The 19,322-nt window shown below is 39.9% G+C and carries 17 protein-coding genes and 1 pseudogene; 16 read left to right on the forward strand and 2 right to left on the reverse strand.

Going from position 1 to position 19,322, the window contains the following annotated elements; translation table 11 throughout:
* Positions 1 to 184: 184 nt before the first annotated feature.
* The 11 genes from ftsA to HT734_RS04500 all read left to right on the forward strand — a co-directional run bounded on the left by ftsA (position 185) and on the right by HT734_RS04500 (position 13,405).
* On the forward strand, positions 185 to 1,558 hold the full coding sequence (ftsA, locus tag HT734_RS04450; RefSeq protein ID WP_000090387.1) for a cell division protein FtsA: 1,374 nt from the start codon (positions 185 to 187) through the stop codon (positions 1,556 to 1,558).
* Between the two features lie 16 nt (positions 1,559 to 1,574).
* Positions 1,575 to 2,834, forward strand: coding sequence for a cell division protein FtsZ (gene ftsZ, locus HT734_RS04455; protein ID WP_173277917.1), 1,260 nt, complete (start codon positions 1,575 to 1,577; stop codon positions 2,832 to 2,834).
* A 4-nt stretch (positions 2,835 to 2,838) separates the two neighbouring features.
* On the forward strand, positions 2,839 to 3,510 hold the full coding sequence (locus HT734_RS04460) for a YggS family pyridoxal phosphate-dependent enzyme (RefSeq protein ID WP_173277918.1): 672 nt from the start codon (positions 2,839 to 2,841) through the stop codon (positions 3,508 to 3,510).
* Between the two features lie 9 nt (positions 3,511 to 3,519).
* Entirely contained in the window at positions 3,520 to 4,065 is a 546-nt protein-coding gene (locus tag HT734_RS04465) for a cell division protein SepF (RefSeq protein WP_173277920.1), read from the forward strand.
* Positions 4,065 to 4,328, forward strand: a complete 264-nt coding sequence (locus HT734_RS04470; RefSeq protein WP_000576506.1) for a YggT family protein — start codon at positions 4,065 to 4,067, stop codon at positions 4,326 to 4,328. The genes HT734_RS04465 and HT734_RS04470 overlap by 1 nt, the downstream gene beginning before the upstream one ends.
* Positions 4,325 to 5,110 carry an RNA-binding protein gene (locus HT734_RS04475; protein WP_140834556.1) on the forward strand — a complete coding sequence of 262 codons (786 nt, stop codon included), beginning with the start codon at positions 4,325 to 4,327 and terminating at the stop codon, positions 5,108 to 5,110. The genes HT734_RS04470 and HT734_RS04475 overlap by 4 nt, the downstream gene beginning before the upstream one ends.
* 8 nt (positions 5,111 to 5,118) lie before the next feature.
* Complete coding sequence (locus HT734_RS04480) at positions 5,119 to 6,000, forward strand: DivIVA domain-containing protein (RefSeq protein ID WP_345889926.1); 882 nt, start codon at positions 5,119 to 5,121, stop codon at positions 5,998 to 6,000.
* A 252-nt stretch (positions 6,001 to 6,252) separates the two neighbouring features.
* Positions 6,253 to 9,045, forward strand: a complete 2,793-nt coding sequence (ileS, locus tag HT734_RS04485) for an isoleucine--tRNA ligase (RefSeq protein WP_173277923.1) — start codon at positions 6,253 to 6,255, stop codon at positions 9,043 to 9,045.
* Positions 9,046 to 9,190: 145 nt separating this feature from the next.
* Positions 9,191 to 9,883 carry a phosphoglycerate mutase gene (locus HT734_RS04490; RefSeq protein WP_173277925.1) on the forward strand — a complete coding sequence of 231 codons (693 nt, stop codon included), beginning with the start codon at positions 9,191 to 9,193 and terminating at the stop codon, positions 9,881 to 9,883.
* Positions 9,884 to 9,993: 110 nt separating this feature from the next.
* A complete protein-coding gene (locus tag HT734_RS04495) occupies positions 9,994 to 10,695 on the forward strand; it encodes an ABC transporter ATP-binding protein (protein WP_173277968.1) in 702 nt (233 codons plus the stop codon).
* Position 10,696: 1 nt separating this feature from the next.
* Positions 10,697 to 13,405, forward strand: coding sequence for an FtsX-like permease family protein (locus HT734_RS04500; protein ID WP_173277926.1), 2,709 nt, complete (start codon positions 10,697 to 10,699; stop codon positions 13,403 to 13,405).
* A gap of 311 nt (positions 13,406 to 13,716) precedes the next feature.
* Here the strand turns inward: HT734_RS04500 and HT734_RS04505 are convergent, their stop codons facing one another.
* Entirely contained in the window at positions 13,717 to 14,580 is an 864-nt protein-coding gene (locus HT734_RS04505) for a helix-turn-helix transcriptional regulator (RefSeq protein ID WP_173277928.1), read from the reverse strand.
* Between the two features lie 191 nt (positions 14,581 to 14,771).
* Between HT734_RS04505 and HT734_RS09595 the strand changes: the two genes are divergently transcribed.
* The 5 genes and pseudogenes from HT734_RS09595 to HT734_RS04525 all read left to right on the forward strand — a co-directional run.
* Positions 14,772 to 14,942 (forward strand): PhrA family quorum-sensing system peptide, encoded by a 171-nt coding sequence (locus tag HT734_RS09595; protein WP_001227864.1) that lies wholly within the window; start codon positions 14,772 to 14,774, stop codon positions 14,940 to 14,942.
* A 314-nt stretch (positions 14,943 to 15,256) separates the two neighbouring features.
* Positions 15,257 to 15,553 carry a lactococcin 972 family bacteriocin gene (locus HT734_RS04510; RefSeq protein WP_173277930.1) on the forward strand — a complete coding sequence of 99 codons (297 nt, stop codon included), beginning with the start codon at positions 15,257 to 15,259 and terminating at the stop codon, positions 15,551 to 15,553.
* Between the two features lie 102 nt (positions 15,554 to 15,655).
* The gene (locus tag HT734_RS04515) at positions 15,656 to 17,671 is read left to right on the forward strand and encodes a DUF1430 domain-containing protein (protein WP_173277932.1); all 2,016 of its coding nucleotides are present in this window, start codon (positions 15,656 to 15,658) and stop codon (positions 17,669 to 17,671) included.
* Position 17,672: 1 nt separating this feature from the next.
* On the forward strand, positions 17,673 to 18,305 hold the full coding sequence (locus HT734_RS04520; RefSeq protein WP_173277934.1) for an ABC transporter ATP-binding protein: 633 nt from the start codon (positions 17,673 to 17,675) through the stop codon (positions 18,303 to 18,305).
* 140 nt (positions 18,306 to 18,445) lie between these two features.
* Positions 18,446 to 18,604: pseudogene (locus HT734_RS04525) on the forward strand (competence protein ComA); the annotation flags it as partial.
* A gap of 180 nt (positions 18,605 to 18,784) precedes the next feature.
* On the opposite strand, the gene tpx reads toward HT734_RS04525, so the two are convergent.
* Positions 18,785 to 19,276 (reverse strand): thiol peroxidase, encoded by a 492-nt coding sequence (tpx, locus tag HT734_RS04530; protein ID WP_000256026.1) that lies wholly within the window; start codon positions 19,274 to 19,276, stop codon positions 18,785 to 18,787.
* Positions 19,277 to 19,322: the final 46 nt, after the last annotated feature.

The following is a 19,322-nucleotide window of genomic DNA, read 5'->3' on the forward strand; positions in this document are numbered from 1 at the left end:
TTGACAAAGTTTACAGTGAATGAATTTCTGAACAGAAAAACTAAAAAATTGGCTGGTAAATTTAGGAAAAAACTGAGCACGATGAGATTTTTTGTGTTATAATATTCTGTGAATAGCTATGCCTACGTTTAGCTATTGAATATTACGAAGTTAGAAACTTGGAAGATAGAGAGGATGCGATGTAATGGCTAGAGAAGGCTTTTTTACAGGTCTAGATATTGGAACAAGCTCTGTCAAGGTGCTTGTAGCCGAGCAGAGAAATGGTGAATTAAATGTAATTGGCGTGAGTAATGCCAAAAGTAAAGGTGTAAAGGATGGAATTATTGTTGATATTGATGCAGCAGCAACTGCTATCAAATCAGCAATTTCCCAAGCGGAAGAAAAAGCAGGCATTTCAATTAAATCAGTAAATGTTGGTTTACCAGCTAATCTCTTACAGGTAGAACCAACTCAGGGAATGATTCCAGTTACATCTGATACAAAAGAAATTACAGACCAAGATGTCGAAAATGTTGTCAAATCAGCTTTGACAAAGAGTATGACACCAGATCGTGAAGTCATTACTTTTATTCCAGAAGAATTTATCGTAGATGGTTTCCAAGGTATTCGTGACCCGCGTGGCATGATGGGTGTTCGTCTTGAAATGCGTGGTTTGCTTTACACAGGTCCACGTACTATTCTTCACAATTTACGTAAGACAGTTGAGCGTGCAGGTGTTCAGGTTGAAAATATTATTATTTCACCATTGGCTTTGGTTCGTTCAGTCTTGAACGAAGGAGAGCGTGAATTTGGAGCTACTGTGATTGATATGGGAGCAGGTCAAACAACTGTTGCTACAATCCGTAACCAAGAACTCCAGTTTACAAATATTCTTCAAGAAGGTGGAGATTATGTAACTAAGGATATCTCTAAAGTCTTGAAGACATCACAAAAACTAGCTGAAGGTTTGAAATTAAACTATGGAGAGGCTTATCCTCCTCTCGCAAGTAAAGAAACATTCCAAGTCGAAGTGATTGGGGAAGTAGAACCTGTTGAAGTAACAGAAAATTACTTGTCAGAGATTATTTCTGCACGAATTAAGCATATTTTTGAACAAATCAAACAAGACTTAGACAGAAGACATTTATTGGATCTTCCTGGTGGCATTGTTTTGATTGGTGGAACGGCTATTTTACCGGGTATTGTGGAGCTTGCTCAAGAAGTTTTTGGTGTTCGTGTGAAACTCTATGTTCCAAACCAAGTTGGAATTCGTAATCCGGCTTTTGCGCATGTGATTAGTCTGTCAGAATTCGCGGGACAATTGACAGAAGTACATCTCTTGGCTCAACGAGCAGTCAAGGGTGATGAAGGATTATTCCAACAACCGCTCAGTTTTGGGGGAATGATTCAGAAAACAGCTCAGTTTGTTCAATCAACTACTGTTCAACCAGCTCCTACTCCAGAAGTAGAACCTGTAGCTCCTGCAGAACAAGTTGCAGATTTTCAACAGACTTCACAAAATAAACCGAAATTAGCAGATCGTTTCCGTGGCTTGATCGGAAGCATGTTTGACGAATAAAGAGGAAAAATAAATTATGACATTTTCATTTGATACAGCTGCTGCCCAAGGTGCAGTGATTAAAGTAATTGGTGTCGGTGGAGGTGGTGGCAATGCCATCAACCGTATGGTCGACGAAGGTGTTACAGGCGTAGAATTTATCGCAGCAAATACAGATGTGCAAGCCTTGAGCAGTACAAAAGCTGAGACTGTTATTCAGTTAGGACCTAAATTGACTCGCGGTTTGGGTGCAGGAGGTCAACCTGAGGTTGGTCGTAAAGCTGCTGAAGAAAGCGAAGAAACACTGACTGAAGCTATCAGTGGCGCAGATATGGTCTTCATCACTGCTGGTATGGGAGGAGGCTCTGGAACTGGAGCTGCCCCTGTTATTGCTCGTATTGCAAAAGATTTAGGTGCTCTTACAGTTGGTGTTGTAACACGTCCGTTTGGTTTTGAAGGAAGCAAACGTGGACAATTTGCTGTAGAAGGAATCAATCAACTTCGTGAGCATGTAGATACTCTATTGATTATCTCGAACAACAACTTACTTGAGATTGTTGATAAGAAGACTCCACTTCTTGAAGCTCTTAGCGAGGCAGATAACGTTCTTCGTCAAGGTGTTCAAGGAATTACCGATTTGATTACCAATCCAGGATTGATTAACCTTGACTTTGCCGATGTGAAAACAGTTATGGCAAATAAAGGGAATGCTCTTATGGGTATTGGTATCGGTAGTGGAGAAGAACGTGTGGTAGAAGCAGCACGTAAGGCAATTTACTCTCCACTTCTTGAAACAACAATTGATGGAGCAGAAGATGTGATTGTCAACGTAACTGGTGGTCTTGACTTAACCTTGATTGAGGCAGAAGAGGCTTCACAAATTGTGAACCAAGCAGCAGGACAAGGAGTAAACATCTGGCTCGGTACTTCAATTGATGAAAGTATGCGTGATGAGATCCGTGTAACAGTTGTTGCAACGGGTGTTCGTCAAGATCGTGTAGAGAAGGTTGTGGCTCCACAAGCTAGACCTACTACCAACTACCGTGAGACAGTGAGACCAGCTCATTCACATGGATTTGATCGTCATTTTGATATGGCAGAAACGGCTGAATTGCCAAAGCAAAATCAACGTCGCTCGGAACAAGCTCAAGGATCTGCTTTTGGTGATTGGGATTTACGTCGCGAGACAATTGTTCGTCCGACTGATTCAGTAGTGTCACCGGTAGAACGTTTTGAAATTCCAAATTCACAAGATGAAGATGAGTTGGATACACCTCCATTTTTCAAAAATCGTTAAGTAAATGAATGTAAAAGAAAATACAGAACGTGTTTTTCTAGAAGTCGCAGAAGCAAGTCTGAGTGCTCATCGCGAGAGTGACTCAGTCTCTGTCATTGCAGTTACCAAGTATGTAGATGTACCGACAGCGGAAGCCTTGCTTCCGCTAGGGGTTCATCATATCGGTGAAAATCGTGTAGATAAGTTTCTAGAGAAATATCAAGCTTTAAAAGATCGAGATGTGACTTGGCATTTGATTGGTACCTTGCAAAGACGTAAGGTGAAAGATGTCATTCAATACGTTGATTATTTCCATGCATTGGATTCAGTAAAGCTAGCAGAGGAAATCCAAAAAAGAAGTGACCGAGTCATCAAGTGTTTCCTTCAAGTAAATATTTCTAACGAAGAAAGTAAACACGGCTTTTCGAGAGAAGAATTATTGGAAGTCTTGCCAGAGTTAGCCAAACTAGATAAGATTGAATATGTTGGTTTGATGACAATGGCGCCATTTGAGGCTAGCAGTGAACAGTTGAAAGCAATTTTCAAGGCGACTCAAGATTTACAAAAAGAAATCCAAGAAAAACAAATTCCAAAGATGCCTATGACCGAGTTAAGTATGGGAATGAGTCGTGATTATAAAGAAGCGATTCAATTCGGTTCCACCTTTGTTCGCATAGGTACAGCATTTTTTAAGTAGGAGAGAACCATGTCTTTAAAAGATAGATTCGATAGATTTATAGATTATTTTACGGAGGATGAGGATTTAAGTCTCCCTAATGAAAAACGAGATGAGCCCATTTTGACTCCAATAAATTCTACACAGGACAAGGCTCTTTCAACAAATCAAATACCACGCACAAGCACAAGTAGTACAAAAGAAGCTAATATTACTAGACTGCATGCACGTCAACAAGAGTTAGCCAAGCAAAGTCAGCATTCTACTGAAAAAGTAACAATCGATGTTCGTTACCCTAGAAAATATGAAGATGCGATAGAAATTGTTGATTTATTAGCAGGAAACGAAAGTATTTTGATTGATTTTCAATATATGACTGAAGTGCAAGCTCGTCGTTGTTTAGATTATCTGGATGGAGCTTGCCATGTTCTAGCTGGAAATTTGAAAAAGGTAGCTTCTACCATGTACCTGTTGACACCAGTGAATGTTATTGTAAATGTTGAAGATATTCGTTTACCAGATGAAGATCAACAGGGTGAGTTTGATTTTGATATGAGACGAAATAGAGGACGATAATGATTTTTTTAATTCGTCTGATTTATAATGCAGTGGATATTTACTCCCTGATTTTGGTAGCCTTTGCTGTCATGTCTTGGTTTCCAGGCGCCTACGAATCAAGTTTGGGTCGTTGGATTGTGGCATTGGTAAAACCAGTGCTTGCTCCTTTGCAACGCCTGCCTTTACAGATAGCAGGTCTAGATTTATCTGTTTGGGTTGCGATTGTTTTGGTTCGGTTTTTAGGGGAAAACTTAGTGCGTTTTCTGGCGATGATAGGATGAATAAAGGGATTTACCAGCATTTCTCTATAGAAGATCGTCCCTTTCTTGATAAGGGAATGGAATGGATAAAGAAGGTAGAAGATAGCTATGCTCCTTTTTTAACTCCTTTTATCAATCCTCATCAGGAGAAGCTATTAAAAATTTTAGCCAAAACCTATGATCTTGCTTGTAGTAGTAGTGGGGAATTCGTCTCAAGTGAGTATGTTCGAGTTTTATTATACCCAGATTATTTCCAGCCAGAGTTTTCAGATTTTGAAATGTCTCTCCAGGAAATTGTGTATTCCAATAAATTTGAACACTTAACGCATGCTAAGATTTTAGGGACAGTCATCAATCAATTAGGGATTGAACGGAAACTTTTTGGAGATATCCTAGTAGATGAAGAACGGGCGCAGATTATGATTAATCAGCAGTTTCTTCTTCTCTTTCAAGATGGATTAAAGAAAATTGGCCGTATACCCGTTTCGCTGGAGGAACGTCCTTTCACCGAGAAAATAGATAAGCTAGAACAGTATAGAGAGCTGGATTTATGCGTGTCTAGTTTTAGATTAGATGTTCTTTTATCAAATGTTTTAAAACTATCTAGAAATCAAGCAAACCAGTTGATTGATAAGAAACTTGTCCAAGTAAATTATCATATGGTAGACAAATCAGATTATACTGTTCAAGTTGGAGACTTGATTAGTGTTAGAAAATTTGGGCGTCTGAGGTTGCTTCAAGATAAGGGACAAACGAAAAAAGAGAAGAAAAAAATAACAGTCCAGTTGTTATTAAGTAAGTGAGGAAAAATATGCCAATTACATCGTTAGAAATCAAAGATAAAACCTTTAGCACACGCTTTAGAGGTTTTGATCCAGAAGAAGTAGATGAGTTTTTAGATATTGTAGTCCGTGATTATGAAGATTTAGTCCGCTCTAATCATGATAAGGATTTACATATTAAGAGTTTAGAAGATCGTTTGTCTTATTTTGATGAGATGAAAGATTCATTGAGCCAGTCTGTATTGATTGCCCAAGATACAGCTGAACGAGTAAAACAAGCTGCATCTGAACGTTCAAACAATATTATCCATCAAGCAGAGCAAGATGCACAACGTTTATTGGAAGAAGCTAAGTACAAGGCAAATGAAATTCTTCGTCACGCAACTGATAATGCTAAGAAAGTTGCTGTTGAAACAGAAGAATTGAAGAACAAGAGTCGTGTCTTCCACCAACGTCTTAAATCTACAATTGAGAGCCAGTTAGCAATTGTTGAATCTTCAGATTGGGAAGATATTCTTCGTCCAACAGCTACTTATCTTCAAACCAGTGATGAAGCCTTTAAAGAAGTGGTTAGCGAAGTGCTTGGAGAACCGATTCCAGCTCCAATTGAGGAAGAACCAATTGATATGACACGTCAATTTTCTCAGGCAGAAATGGCAGAGTTACAAGCTCGTATTGAGGCAGCCAATAAAGAATTGGCTGAATTTGAAGCTCAGGCTAAACAGGAAGTGGAAAATCCAACTCCTGTAGTGAGTCCTCAAATTGAAGAAGAGCCTGCTCATCCAGTTGGTCCAATGTATGAAGAGCCAGAAGTAGTCCCAAGCCATTACTCAGGCCCAACACCAGCTACTGAAGCTGTAAACTCAGAACCAGGTTTTGTGGCACCGCAAGAATCTGTTACAATTTTATAAGAAACGATGTGAGAACAATATCTTATCCTTATATTTCCAGCGAGTAGGAGATGGTGTGAGTCCTGCATTCCCTAATGATAAGATTATCCTCTCAAAAACTCAAGTCTGAAGCTAGTAAGATTTGACGTTCCCCACGTTACGGGAAAAGAGGGAGAAAGACTAGATCTTTTTCCGAACAAAGGTGGTACCACGATTTTCGTCCTTTTTGGCAGTCGTGGTTTTTAATTTGTTATTATTTATAAAGGAGATACCATGAAACTCAAAGATACCCTTAACCTTGGGAAAACAGCTTTCCCAATGCGTGCAGGCCTTCCTACCAAAGAGCCAGTTTGGCAAAAGGAATGGGAAGATGCAAAACTTTACCAACGTCGTCAAGAATTGAACCAAGGAAAACCTCATTTCACCTTGCATGATGGCCCTCCATACGCGAACGGAAATATCCACGTTGGACATGCTATGAACAAGATTTCAAAAGATATCATTGTTCGCTCAAAATCAATGTCAGGTTTTTATGCACCATTTATCCCAGGTTGGGATACTCATGGTCTGCCAATCGAGCAAGTTTTGGCAAAACAAGGTGTTAAACGCAAAGAAATGGACTTGGTTGAGTACTTGAAACTTTGCCGTGAATACGCTCTTTCTCAAGTAGATAAACAACGTGAAGACTTTAAACGTTTGGGGGTTTCTGGTGACTGGGAAAATCCATATGTGACTTTGACTCCTGATTATGAAGCAGCCCAAATCCGTGTCTTCGGTGAGATGGCTAATAAAGGTTATATCTACCGTGGTGCAAAACCAGTTTACTGGTCTTGGTCATCTGAGTCAGCCCTTGCGGAAGCGGAGATTGAATACCATGACTTGGTTTCAACTTCCCTTTACTATGCCAATAAGGTAAAAGATGGCAAAGGTGTTCTAGATACAGATACTTACATCGCTGTCTGGACAACTACTCCATTTACCATTACAGCTTCTCGTGGTTTGACTGTTGGAGCGGATATTGATTACGTTTTGGTTCAACCTGCTGGTGAAACTCGTAAGTTTGTGGTTGCTGCAGAATTGTTGACTAGCTTGTCTGAGAAATTTGGCTGGGCTGATGTTCAAGTTTTGGCAACTTACCGTGGTCAAGAACTCAACCACATCGTAACAGAACACCCATGGGATACAGCTGTAGATGAATTGGTTATCCTTGGTGATCACGTTACCACTGACTCTGGTACTGGTATTGTCCATACAGCCCCTGGTTTTGGTGAAGACGACTACAATGTCGGTATTGCTAATGGTCTTGAAGTTGCGGTCACTGTTGATGAACGCGGTATCATGATGGCTAATGCTGGTGCTGAGTTTGAAGGTCAATTCTATGAAAAGGTAGTTCCAACTGTTATCGAGAAACTTGGTAACCTCCTTCTTGCCCAAGAAGAAATCTCTCACTCATATCCATTTGACTGGCGTACTAAGAAACCAATCATCTGGCGTGCAGTACCACAATGGTTTGCCTCAGTTTCTAAATTCCGCCAAGAAATCTTGGATGAAATTGAAAAGGTGAAATTCCACTCAGAATGGGGTAAAGTCCGTCTTTACAATATGATCCGTGACCGTGGCGACTGGGTTATCTCTCGTCAACGTGCTTGGGGTGTTCCACTTCCAATCTTCTACGCTGAAGACGGTACAGCTATCATGACTGCTGAAACTATTGAACATGTGGCTCAACTCTTTGAAGTACACGGTTCAAGCATTTGGTGGGAACGTGATGCTAAGGATCTCTTGCCAGAAGGATTTAGCCACCCAGGTTCACCAAATGGTGAGTTCAAGAAAGAAACTGATATCATGGACGTTTGGTTTGACTCAGGTTCATCATGGAATGGGGTTGTTGTAAACCGTCCAGAGTTGACTTACCCAGCAGACCTTTACCTAGAAGGTTCTGACCAATACCGTGGTTGGTTCAACTCTTCACTCATCACATCTGTTGCCAACCATGGCGTGGCACCTTACAAACAAATCTTGTCACAAGGTTTTGCTTTGGATGGTAAAGGTGAGAAGATGTCTAAATCTCTTGGGAATACCATTGCTCCAAGCGATGTTGAAAAACAATTTGGTGCAGAAATCTTGCGTCTATGGGTAACTAGTGTGGACTCAAGCAACGATGTGCGTATCTCTATGGATATCTTGAGCCAAGTCTCTGAAACTTACCGTAAGATCCGTAACACTCTTCGTTTCTTGATTGCTAACACATCTGACTTTAACCCAGCTGAGGATGCGGTAGCTTACGAAGAACTACGTTCAGTTGATAAGTACATGACGATTCGCTTTAACCAGCTTGTGAAAACGATTCGTGATGCTTACGCAAACTTTGAATTCTTGACAATTTACAAGGCCTTGGTGAACTTTATCAACGTTGACTTGTCAGCCTTTTACCTTGATTTTGCTAAGGACGTTGTTTATATCGAAGGTGCTAAATCACTGGAACGTCGTCAAATGCAGACTGTTTTCTATGATATTCTTGTGAAAATCACCAAACTCTTGACACCAATCCTTCCTCACACTGCGGAAGAAATCTGGTCATATCTTGAGTTTGAAGCTGAAGACTTCGTTCAATTGTCAGAATTGCCAGAAGCAGAAACTTTTGCTAATCAAGAAGAAATCTTGGATACATGGGCAGCCTTCATGGACTTCCGTGGACAAGCTCAAAAGGCCTTGGAAGAAGCTCGTAATGCAAAAGTAATCGGTAAATCACTTGAAGCTCACTTGACAGTTTATCCAAATGAAGTGGTGAAAACTCTACTCGAAGCAGTAAACAGCAATGTAGCTCAACTTTTGATCGTGTCTGAATTGACTATCGCAGAAGGACCAGCTCCAGAATCTGCCGTTAGTTTCGAAGATGTAGCCTTTACAGTTGAACGTGCTGCAGGCCAAGTATGTGACCGTTGCCGTCGTATCGACCCAACAACAGCAGAACGTAGCTACCACGCAGTCATCTGTGACCACTGTGCAAGCATCGTAGAAGAAAACTTTGCGGATGCAGTCGCAGAAGGATTTGAAGAGAAGTAAGGTTGTTGTATTATACTAAGAAGGAAAAGGACTGCCAAACAGTCCTTTCCTTTTTGGTTTTGACTAGCTTTTTTGTGAAAAATTGTGTAAAATAGAATAGATAAACGAGGGGAAACCTCGGAAAATTTAAAGGAGAATCCATCTAATGGTAAAATTGGTTTTTGCTCGCCACGGTGAGTCTGAATGGAACAAAGCTAACCTTTTCACTGGTTGGGCTGATGTTGATTTGTCTGAAAAAGGTACACAACAAGCGATTGACGCTGGTAAATTGATCAAAGAAGCTGGTATCGAATTTGACCAAGCTTATACTTCAGTATTGAAACGTGCTATCAAAACTACTAACTTGGCTCTTGAAGCTGCTGACCAATTGTGGGTTCCAGTTGAAAAATCATGGCGTTTGAACGAACGTCACTATGGTGGTTTGACTGGTAAAAACAAGGCTGAAGCTGCTGAACAATTTGGTGATGAGCAAGTTCACATCTGGCGTCGTTCATACGATGTATTGCCTCCAAACATGGATCGTGATGATGAGCACTCAGCTCACACAGACCGTCGTTACGCTTCACTTGACGACTCAGTAATTCCAGATGCTGAAAACTTGAAAGTAACTTTGGAACGTGCCCTTCCATTCTGGGAAGACAAGATCGCTCCAGCACTTAAAGGTGGTAAAAATGTATTTGTAGGAGCTCATGGTAACTCAATCCGTGCCCTTGTAAAACACATCAAAGGTTTGTCAGATGACGAAATCATGGACGTGGAAATCCCTAACTTCCCACCATTGGTATTCGAATTCGACGAAAAATTGAACGTAGTTTCTGAATACTACCTTGGAAAATAAAAAATTGTAAGTCTAGAATTAATTTCTAGGCTTTTTGTTTTTGTTCCCAGTTTTCAACGACTTGAAAAAGCGATATAATGATATTAAATATGAAAGAAAGAGAAAATGATATGGCTTATATTGAGATGAAACATTGTTACAAGCGTTATCAGGTTGGGGACACGGAGATTGTGGCCAATCGTGATGTGAATTTTGAGATTGAAAAAGGGGAGCTGGTGATTATCCTTGGTGCGTCAGGTGCTGGTAAGTCAACAGTTCTTAACCTTCTTGGGGGAATGGATACCAACGACGAGGGGGAAATCTGGATTGATGGTGTCAATATTGCAGACTATAGTTCCCACCAGAGAACCAATTACCGCCGCAATGATGTCGGTTTTGTTTTTCAGTTTTATAATCTAGTTTCCAATCTAACTGCTAAGGAAAATGTGGAGTTGGCTTCAGAAATCGTGACAGGTGCCTTGAATCCTGACCAGGTCTTGACAGATGTAGGTCTTGCTCATCGTCTCAATAATTTTCCAGCCCAGCTTTCTGGAGGGGAGCAACAGCGAGTCTCCATTGCACGCGCGGTAGCCAAAAATCCTAAAATTCTCCTTTGTGATGAACCGACTGGAGCCTTGGATTATCAGACAGGCAAGCAGGTTTTGAAGATTCTCCAAGACATGTCTCGTCAAAAGGGAGCGACGGTAATCGTCGTGACTCACAATGGAGCTTTGGCGCCCATTGCTGATCGCGTGATTCATATGCACGATGCCAGTGTCAAGGATGTGGTGATCAACCAGCATCCTCAGGATATCGATACATTGGAGTACTAGCATGATCAAGCGAAAAACCTATTGGAAGGACTTGATTCAGTCCTTCACAGGCTCCAAAGGGCGTTTTTTATCCATCTTAACCTTGATGATGCTGGGTTCTTTAGCTCTAGTAGGCCTCAAAGTAACCAGTCCCAACATGGAGGCGACAGCTAATGCTTATTTAAGAACTGCTAAAACCTTGGATTTGGCAGTCATGTCTAATTATGGTTTGAATCAAGCAGATAAAGAAGAACTAGAACAGATAGAGGGCGCAGAGGTTGAGTTTGGCTATTTGACAGATGTGACTATGGAGAATGGGCAGGATGCCATTCGGCTGTACTCCAAATCAGAGCGAATTTCAACCTTTCAGCTAAGAGAGGGACGACTTCCTCAGTCAGACAAGGAAATCGCCTTGGCCACTCATTTGCAGGGTCAATATCGTATAGGACAGGAGATTAGCTTTAAAGAAAAAGAAGGCGGTCATTCCCCTTTAAAAGACCATACTTTTACCATTACCGGTTTTGTGGATTCGGCTGAAATCCACTCCCAGCGAGATATGGGCTATGCAGGAAGTGGAAGTGGGACTCTGACAGCCTATGGAGTGATTTTACCTAGTCAGTTTGATCAGAAAGTCTACAATATAGCTCGTTTGAAATATCAAGATTTAGCAGACTTAAATGCTTTTTCAGAAGCTTATGAAGAAAAATCCAAGCAACATCAGGAAGACCTTGAACAAGCTTTATCAGATAATGGCAAGGTACGTTTGCAACTCTTGAAAAAAGAAGGACAAGAGTCTCTAGACAAAGGTCAAGAGACTCTTGACAAGGCTGAGACTAATTTGCAGGAAGGCAAGCGTCGTTTAGCAACTGCCCAAGCTCGTTTACAGGCTCAGGAAAGTCAACTAGCCTTGCTGCCTCAAGCTCAGAGAGAGCAAGCCAGTGCTCAATTTACCCAAGCCAAGCAGGAATTGAGCAAGGAAGAGGATAAACTAAAGCAGGCTGAACAAAATCTAGCCCAAGAAAAGGAAAAATTAGAAAAACATCAGCAAGTCTTGGATGAATTAGCTGAGCCAAGGTATCAGGTCTATAATCGTCAGACCATTCCTGGCGGTCAAGGCTACCTCATGTATAGCAATGCTTCATCCAGTATTCGAGCAGTGGGTAATATCTTTCCTGTGGTTCTTTATGCCGTAGCAGCCATGGTGACCTTTACAACTATGACTCGCTTTGTGGATGAAGAGCGAACACATGCAGGTATCTTTAAGGCCTTGGGCTATCGCAGTAAGGATATTATCGCTAAATTTCTCCTCTATGGTCTAGTAGCTGGGACTGTCGGAACAGCTCTAGGTAGTATACTTGGCCATTATTTACTAGCTAGTGTGATTTCAAGTGTCATTACAAAAGGCATGGTGGTGGGAGAAACCCAGATTCAGTTCTATTGGACCTATAGCTTACTGGCTCTTGTCTTAAGTTGGGTGGCGAGTGTGTTACCAGCCTATCTAGTGGCTCGTAGGGAACTGCATGACGAAGCAGCCCAGCTTTTACTGCCTAAACCTCCTGTTAAAGGAGCTAAAATCTTACTGGAGCGCATCGGTTTTATCTGGCGCCGTCTCAGTTTTACTCATAAGGTAACAGCCCGCAATATCTTCCGTTATAAGCAGCGGATGTTGATGACGATTTTTGGTGTGGCAGGTTCAGTCGCTCTGCTCTTTGCCGGTTTGGGAATTCAATCCTCTGTAGCGGGAGTTCCGTCTAGACAGTTTCAACAAATTCAACAGTATCAAATGATTGTCTCTGAAAATCCTAGTGCGACCAATCAAGACAAAGCAGAATTGGAAGAAGTGTTGAAAGGACAAGATATCCAAGCCTACCAGAAAATATATTCTAAAACGCTAGACAAGGATTTCAAAGGTAAGGCTGGTCTTCAAACCATTACCCTTATGATGATAGATAAGGAAGATTTTACACCCTTTATCCATCTGCAACATCATCAGCAAGAGCTGACATTAAAAAATGGCGTTGTTATTACAGCTAAACTAGCTCAGCTGGCAGGTGTCAAGGTTGGGCAGACTTTAGAAATTGAAGGTAAGGAACTAAAGGTCGCTGCCATTGCTGAGAACTACGTTGGTCACTTTATTTATATGAGTCAGGCTAGCTATGAGCAAATTTACGTACAGGTGCCCCAAGCCAACACTTATCTGGTTACGCTAAAGGATTTTAGTGCTACTAGTATCGAAAGGCAGGCAGGTTTACTTATGAATCAAGCTGCGGTGTCCAGTGTTGTCCAGAATGCTTCAGCTATTCAACTCTTTGACTCTGTCGCCAGCTCCCTCAATCAGACCATGACCATCTTGGTCATCGTATCGGTTCTGTTGGCTATTGTTATTCTTTACAATCTCACCAATATCAACGTAGCTGAGAGAATCCGTGAACTCTCCACTATCAAGGTTCTCGGTTTTCATAGTAATGAAGTCACCCTCTACATTTACCGTGAAACGATTGTGCTGTCCCTTGTGGGAATCGTACTTGGTCTGGTAGCTGGTTTCTATTTACACCAATTTTTGATTCAAATGATTTCGCCAGCGACTATTCTCTTTTATCCGCAGGTAGGTTGGGAAGTCTATGTAATCCCCGTGACGGCAGTAAGTATCATTTTGATCTTGCTAGGTTTCTTTGTTAATCATCATTTGAGAAAGATTGATATGCTTGAAGCCTTGAAATCTGTAGAGTAATACTCTTCTAGAATCTCTTCAAACAACATTAGCTATATCTGCAACCTCAAAGCAGTGTCTTGAACAGCCTACGGCTAGCTTCCTGCTTTACTCTTTGATTTTCATTGAGTATAAGGTAGTTGTTTTTAGCTGATTGAACTTGAATTTACTCGTAAATCATGACCACCCGCATAGCGGGTGGTTTTTTTGTCTCGCACCTAGCGGAGCGAGACGGACTAATAGTCACATAATTATAAGGCTGATAGTATTAATTTCACTATCAGCCTTACAGGTTATTTAACGTTTCAGAAAAACTATAATGTCAATATTAACTAAACAGTATCTAATTCCTTCAAATAATTTTCTATCTTCATCAACATTAAAGGATTGTTATAAATCTTACATAACTCTCTTGCTTCTATATAATAATTTTTGACTTGTTCTTTGTCTAGAAATTTGGCTCCAGCATTTCCTACAAGAATAAGTAGAGAAGCCAGTTGGTAGCTTGTCTGTCTTTGTTTACAGAGTTCAATCGTCTCAAGAGCTTCTTGGATGGCCTCGTTATATTTTTCCTTTGACACTAGGTAGTGAGCGTAGTTGTAACGAACTCTGATGTAGCCAAATAAAAACTCTTGATGCTCAAAATTTTTTGTCTGATATAACTCCATTAAATGAGAGTAGTTTGCCTCATATTCTTGTTCACGACCCACTAAGGAATGGAAATTAGATAGAGTATTCAATACCTTTAAATAAATCAGAGTATTTGAAGAGACTTTTAATAATATATTTTCCAATGAAGAAATAGCCTCACACTTACTGTCATATTGATAGAAGTCAATAATAGCTTTAATCCATTCAAGGTAAATTCGGTCTTCTAGTGTTAGAAAAGTACTTCGTTCAATCTCTATTCTATAAATATATTCCAAATCGTCATAATTTCTATCATCTAATAGGCGAGCAGATAATTGCTTGAAATTAGAGAGGTTAGATTTAATTTCAATTTGTTCATTAAAAAAATAATCTAATGGTACTTCAAGTCGTTGTGAGAGTTTGAACAAAAGGTCTGCGGAGGGAATGAAATGCCCTCTCTCAATTTTACTAATCTGGCTTTGTTCACAAATTCCTTCTGCAAGAGTTTGTTGGGAGAGTCTCAACTCTTTTCTTTTCAATCTGAATTTCTCTGCGAGTGTATTCATTAAAGATAATAAACCTTCCTATTTGCTTAATTTCATTATAAAATTTTTAGTTCAAAATAGCAAGTTAAAGGGATGAATAATTCCCTATGGTAATAAAAAAATAAAAAAGTCAAAAATTACATAAAAATACTTGGCTAAATAATATATATATGCTAGAATAAAAACAAGGAAACAGAAAGGGGTTTCATTGCATGAGAAAAAAACGTGGAATTAAAAAATTAGTTACATTTGCATTACTAGGGGTTTTTATGTTTAGTAATACAATTCCTTACCAACAGTTTATTCAGAAGAATAAACGATTGGAGATTCGAGTCCAATCACAAAAGAAGTCTGATGGTCTTGATGTTGGGAAGACTGATTGATTTCGGATTACTTTAAAATTCAACTATTTAGAGAAAGGTATTCTTATGAGAGCTTGTAACAATACCAGATAGATATAAGAATGGAGATGTTTGATAAAATGCTTTCATAGCTAACCAACTGTTGAAAATTATGAGTTACAGAATCTAAAGTATTTAAGATTAGTTTATAAAATTAGGTCTCTGCCTGTAGGAAGGAACGTGCAGTTAGAAAGGAGGAAAAAATAGGATACTATAATTCAGACTGAGATTTCTAATTAAAATATGTAGTTGCATTTCGCTCATTTTCATAATATTTCATTTAGAGGAGTAATAATATGTTAAACTTTAGAAAAGTAGTTGCATCATCCCTTGCCGTTTTGGCATTTAGTTTGGCTCTTCCTGTTTTGGCAGCTTCTCACCGTGGTGGCGAGTGGACCTATGGAGGCTATCATGATCCAAATAATTGGGGAGCATTTTCGAATTATTATCATGATTCAGAGTATCACTGGGCCTATGTCGGAAGTAATGGACGTGACAATCAAAAAACAGCTTATGCAGGAGCACGTAGTGCGGCCTATGCGTTTGTTAATACAAATTTTGGGGAGCAAGTTACATTTGATGCGGGATGGTAAAGAATAATTGAAGAAGATTCTTTTATCAATAGTTTAGTAAGCTTGTTAGTTTATAGAGGGAAGGGGTATTTCTGCCCTCTATTTTAGAATAAGGAATGCACTATGAAAAAATTATTTATACTCATATCCAACCTGCTTGCTAGTTTGTTCTTTGTTTGGGTATTTACCATTTGGACTGATACATATGTCTCCAATTATTACCCCAACGTTGTTGTACGTGATTCTTCCCCTGAAACAACTTTTCAGCATGTTGCTACACGCTTGGAAAAACTAGCAGAAGAAACGGATAGCTTTATTGCGATTCAACACCAAGATCTTAACTCAGAAGGTACTACAGTTTTTTCTTATACGACCTTTGGGGACGGAAAGTTGCCTGATGGGCTTCAGGAAAAAAATCTAGAAGATGCTCAAAGTAGTAGTGTTGAAACAAACTATTTTGTATTCGATGGAAACCTAGATATTCACTTGCTAAGGGAGGAGCTAAGTCAACTTGGCTTGACTAACATGCACCTGATAATTCCATCTAAACTATCTACGTTAATGGCTATCTTTAGTAACGGATTTCAGTTAATCAGTTTATTGATTTTCATCTTAACCTTTGGAGCACTGACTTTAATTAGTCAAATTAGCCAATTACGGTCGTCGGGCGTTCGCCTCATTTCAGGAGAGAAACGGTGGTCCATTTTCCTTAGACCAGTTGGTGAGGATTTGAAAGGGATAGCTGTTGGTTTCAGTTTAGCTGGCGTGCTCGCCATTCTTATACAAAAAATTCTGTCGCTTCCAACGCAATCCCTAATGACCATAGGAGAAGGCTTGCTCAGTTATAATCTCATCTTGTTGTCGATCTCCCTGTTTTTCGCTCAACTCTTCGCAGTTGGGATAAAAAAGATACACCTGATGCAGATTATAAAAGGGCAAGTGCCTGTCAGAGGAATCATTAGTTTGATTTTAATCGGTCAACTATTAGCGATTATTATTGTAACGCTGGGAATAGGGAGTAGCTTAAAGTATTCCCAAGCCTGGCAACAGCATCGGATTGGACAAGAGGCTTGGAGCCAGGAAAGGCAACTGATTACCCTATCATTCAGCCGTGAAGGAACGAGTCCTGGTTTTGATGAACAAGCTCAAAGGAAACTCAGAACTTGGTATCAATTGATGGATCTGGCTGTTTCAGAAAAAAAGGCTTTCTTATCTAGACACCAGTTAATTGACCGTTCTTTGCAAAATGGCATGGCTTCCTCCAAAAACTTGACAACCTCTACAGAATGGCACGATTACAGCCCGAATGGCAATGTCCTTATCGTCACACCGCAATACTTGGAGCGTCAAAACATTCCTGTAGATACAACTATTGAGCAAAAGATGAATCACCTTGATGTAGGGGAGTTTGTCTTATTGTTGCCTGAACACCTCCGTTCAGAGGAAGAACATTATAAATCTGTTTTTGAAGACGACTTAACCAGTCGCATGTCTAGTCGAGATGAACGACAGCAAATGACTGCTACGGTAGGTTATTTGGAATCAGGTCAGGATCGTTTTGTGTATAATACGACCCCTATTTCTTACCAGCAGTTTTTGAAAGATCCAATCATCATTGTTATAACACCCCAATCAACTGGTCCACAGTCCATTTTGTTTTGGGTAGACGCAGTACAGAACTACGTTCTCTTTAATCAATTGTCTGATGCCCAGGAGCTTATCCAGAGACAAGGCATTGAAAATTGGGTCTCAGAAATGCAAACAGGTTACCACAACTACATCACATTATTGGATAATATCCAGAGGGAACGTTGGGTAATGCTAGCAGGAGCTGTGCTTGGGATTGCAACTTCAATCTTGTTGTTTAACACTATGAATAGGCTCTACTTTGAAGAATTTAGACGTGCCATTTTTATCAAACGCATTGCAGGTCTCAGGTTCTTAGAAATCCATCGCACTTATCTCTTTGCTCAACTGGGTGTGTTTTTACTGGGATTTATTGCGAGTGTATTTCTTATGGTAGAGATAGTAGTTGCTTTCTTAGTCTCGTTACTCTTTACTGGTCTATCTCTTTTACAGTTACATGTCCAAATGCAGAAAGAAAACAAGATGTCCATGCTTGTTTTGAAGGGAGGTTAATATGATTGAACTTAAACAGGTGAGTAAATCTTTTGGAGAACGAGAGTTATTTTCGAATCTTTCAATAACATTTGAGGCTGGAAAAGTCTATGCCTTAATTGGTTCAAGTGGTAGCGGAAAAACAACCTTGATGAACATGATTGGGAAATTAGAATCTTATGATGGCACGATTTTTTACCGAGGTAAAGACTTGGCCAAGTATAAATCGAGTGATTTTTTCCGTCACGAATTGGGCTACCTCTTCCAGAACTTTGGCTTAATTGAAAACCAAAGTATTGAAGAAAACCTTAAGCTAGGTCTCATTGGTCAAAAGTTGAGTCGGTCGGAACAGCGGTTGAGGCAGAAGCAGGCTTTAGAACAGGTCGGCCTGGCTTATCTTGACCTAGATAAGCGCATCTTTGAGTTATCGGGCGGAGAATCGCAACGGGTTGCCTTGGCAAAAGTTATCTTAAAGAATCCACCCTTTATTCTGGCAGATGAGCCAACAGCTTCAATAGACCCCGCAACCTCTCAGTTGATTATGGAGATTTTGCTATCTCTTCGAGATGATAATAGGCTAATCATTATCGCAACACATAATCCGGCAATTTGGGAGATGGCTGATGAAGTGTTCACGATGGATCGTCTGAAATAAAAATCCTTGTTTTTAATTGCACGATGAGTTACTGAAATATTATCATGAATCAATAATTGGAGTTAATTTAGAATTGTACTTTATTAATATTGAGGTAACTTTTTCTTGATAAAGGAAGAAATAGTGGAGAGGAAGTTAGATTGAAAAAATTCGACAATTATATTATTGATAAGCCTTGCGATTCTAATTCAGATAAACTGTAAAAAATCTTAATAATTGAAAGTTTGGTAGATGATATTTTGCAATTTTCTATCAGAGTCAATAATAGTGTAGGAGAGATTTTCCTCCTACAACCGTTTCAAAAGAAATATTTACCCATTGGGAGAAGATGTTGCAGTGGATAATGTGTTGCTCACTGAAAAATATGATTTTCAACTAAAAGATTTTGAAGGATTCATTTCAAAATAAATAATAATTAAAGAATAAGAAAAATCCTCCGTTTCAAAGAGTAGGGAACTCTTTGTGACAGAGGATTTTTTCTATAGGGCTTTAGCAGCTGCAATTGCGGCTTCGAAGTTTGGTTCAGAGTTGATATTGTCCACGTATTCAACGTAGCGAATCGTATTGTCAGTATCGAGGACAAAGACTGCGCGTGCCAATAGGTGCCACTCATTGATTAAGAGGGCATAATCACGCCCAAAGGAATGGTCGAAATAGTCTGAGAGCATGATGGCATTTTCAATGCCCTCAGCACCACACCAACGTTTTTGAGCAAAAGGTAGGTCCATGGAAACAGTCAATACGACCGTGTTGTCCAGTCCAGCCAGCTCTTCATTAAAGCGACGCGTTTGAGTTGAGCAGATGCCTGTATCGATAGAAGGCACGACACTCAAGACTTTTTTCTTACCGTCAAAATCGGCCAGAGATTTTTTAGAAAGGTCTGTTGTAGTGAGAGAAAAATCAAGCGCCTTGTCGCCGACTTGTAGTTGTTTACCTGTAAAGCTCACAGGATTTCCGAGAAAAGTTACCATAGGATACTCCAATCTTTTTTCTTCCATTTTAGCTGAAACAGTCGGA

The sequence above is a fragment of the Streptococcus sp. k-90 genome (genome assembly GCF_013277565.1).
GTDB lineage: Bacteria > Bacillota > Bacilli > Lactobacillales > Streptococcaceae > Streptococcus.

Bases quoted from the DNA above. Each gene is read 5' to 3' on its own strand.
- ftsA (WP_000090387.1), top strand. From the start codon at position 185: ATGGCTAGAGAAGGCTTTTTTACAGGTCTAGATATTGGAACAAGCTCT.
- tpx (WP_000256026.1), bottom strand. From the start codon at position 19,276: ATGGTAACTTTTCTCGGAAATCCTGTGAGCTTTACAGGTAAACAACTA.
- HT734_RS04510 (WP_173277930.1), top strand. From the start codon at position 15,257: ATGTTAAACTTTAGAAAAGTAGTTGCATCATCCCTTGCCGTTTTGGCA.
- ileS (WP_173277923.1), top strand. From the start codon at position 6,253: ATGAAACTCAAAGATACCCTTAACCTTGGGAAAACAGCTTTCCCAATG.
- ftsZ (WP_173277917.1), top strand. From the start codon at position 1,575: ATGACATTTTCATTTGATACAGCTGCTGCCCAAGGTGCAGTGATTAAA.
- HT734_RS04505 (WP_173277928.1), bottom strand. From the start codon at position 14,580: ATGAATACACTCGCAGAGAAATTCAGATTGAAAAGAAAAGAGTTGAGA.
- HT734_RS09595 (WP_001227864.1), top strand. From the start codon at position 14,772: ATGAGAAAAAAACGTGGAATTAAAAAATTAGTTACATTTGCATTACTA.
- HT734_RS04470 (WP_000576506.1), top strand. From the start codon at position 4,065: ATGATTTTTTTAATTCGTCTGATTTATAATGCAGTGGATATTTACTCC.
- HT734_RS04480 (WP_345889926.1), top strand. From the start codon at position 5,119: ATGCCAATTACATCGTTAGAAATCAAAGATAAAACCTTTAGCACACGC.
- HT734_RS04460 (WP_173277918.1), top strand. From the start codon at position 2,839: ATGAATGTAAAAGAAAATACAGAACGTGTTTTTCTAGAAGTCGCAGAA.
- HT734_RS04495 (WP_173277968.1), top strand. From the start codon at position 9,994: ATGGCTTATATTGAGATGAAACATTGTTACAAGCGTTATCAGGTTGGG.
- HT734_RS04490 (WP_173277925.1), top strand. From the start codon at position 9,191: ATGGTAAAATTGGTTTTTGCTCGCCACGGTGAGTCTGAATGGAACAAA.
- HT734_RS04500 (WP_173277926.1), top strand. From the start codon at position 10,697: ATGATCAAGCGAAAAACCTATTGGAAGGACTTGATTCAGTCCTTCACA.
- HT734_RS04475 (WP_140834556.1), top strand. From the start codon at position 4,325: ATGAATAAAGGGATTTACCAGCATTTCTCTATAGAAGATCGTCCCTTT.
- HT734_RS04465 (WP_173277920.1), top strand. From the start codon at position 3,520: ATGTCTTTAAAAGATAGATTCGATAGATTTATAGATTATTTTACGGAG.
- HT734_RS04515 (WP_173277932.1), top strand. From the start codon at position 15,656: ATGAAAAAATTATTTATACTCATATCCAACCTGCTTGCTAGTTTGTTC.
- HT734_RS04520 (WP_173277934.1), top strand. From the start codon at position 17,673: ATGATTGAACTTAAACAGGTGAGTAAATCTTTTGGAGAACGAGAGTTA.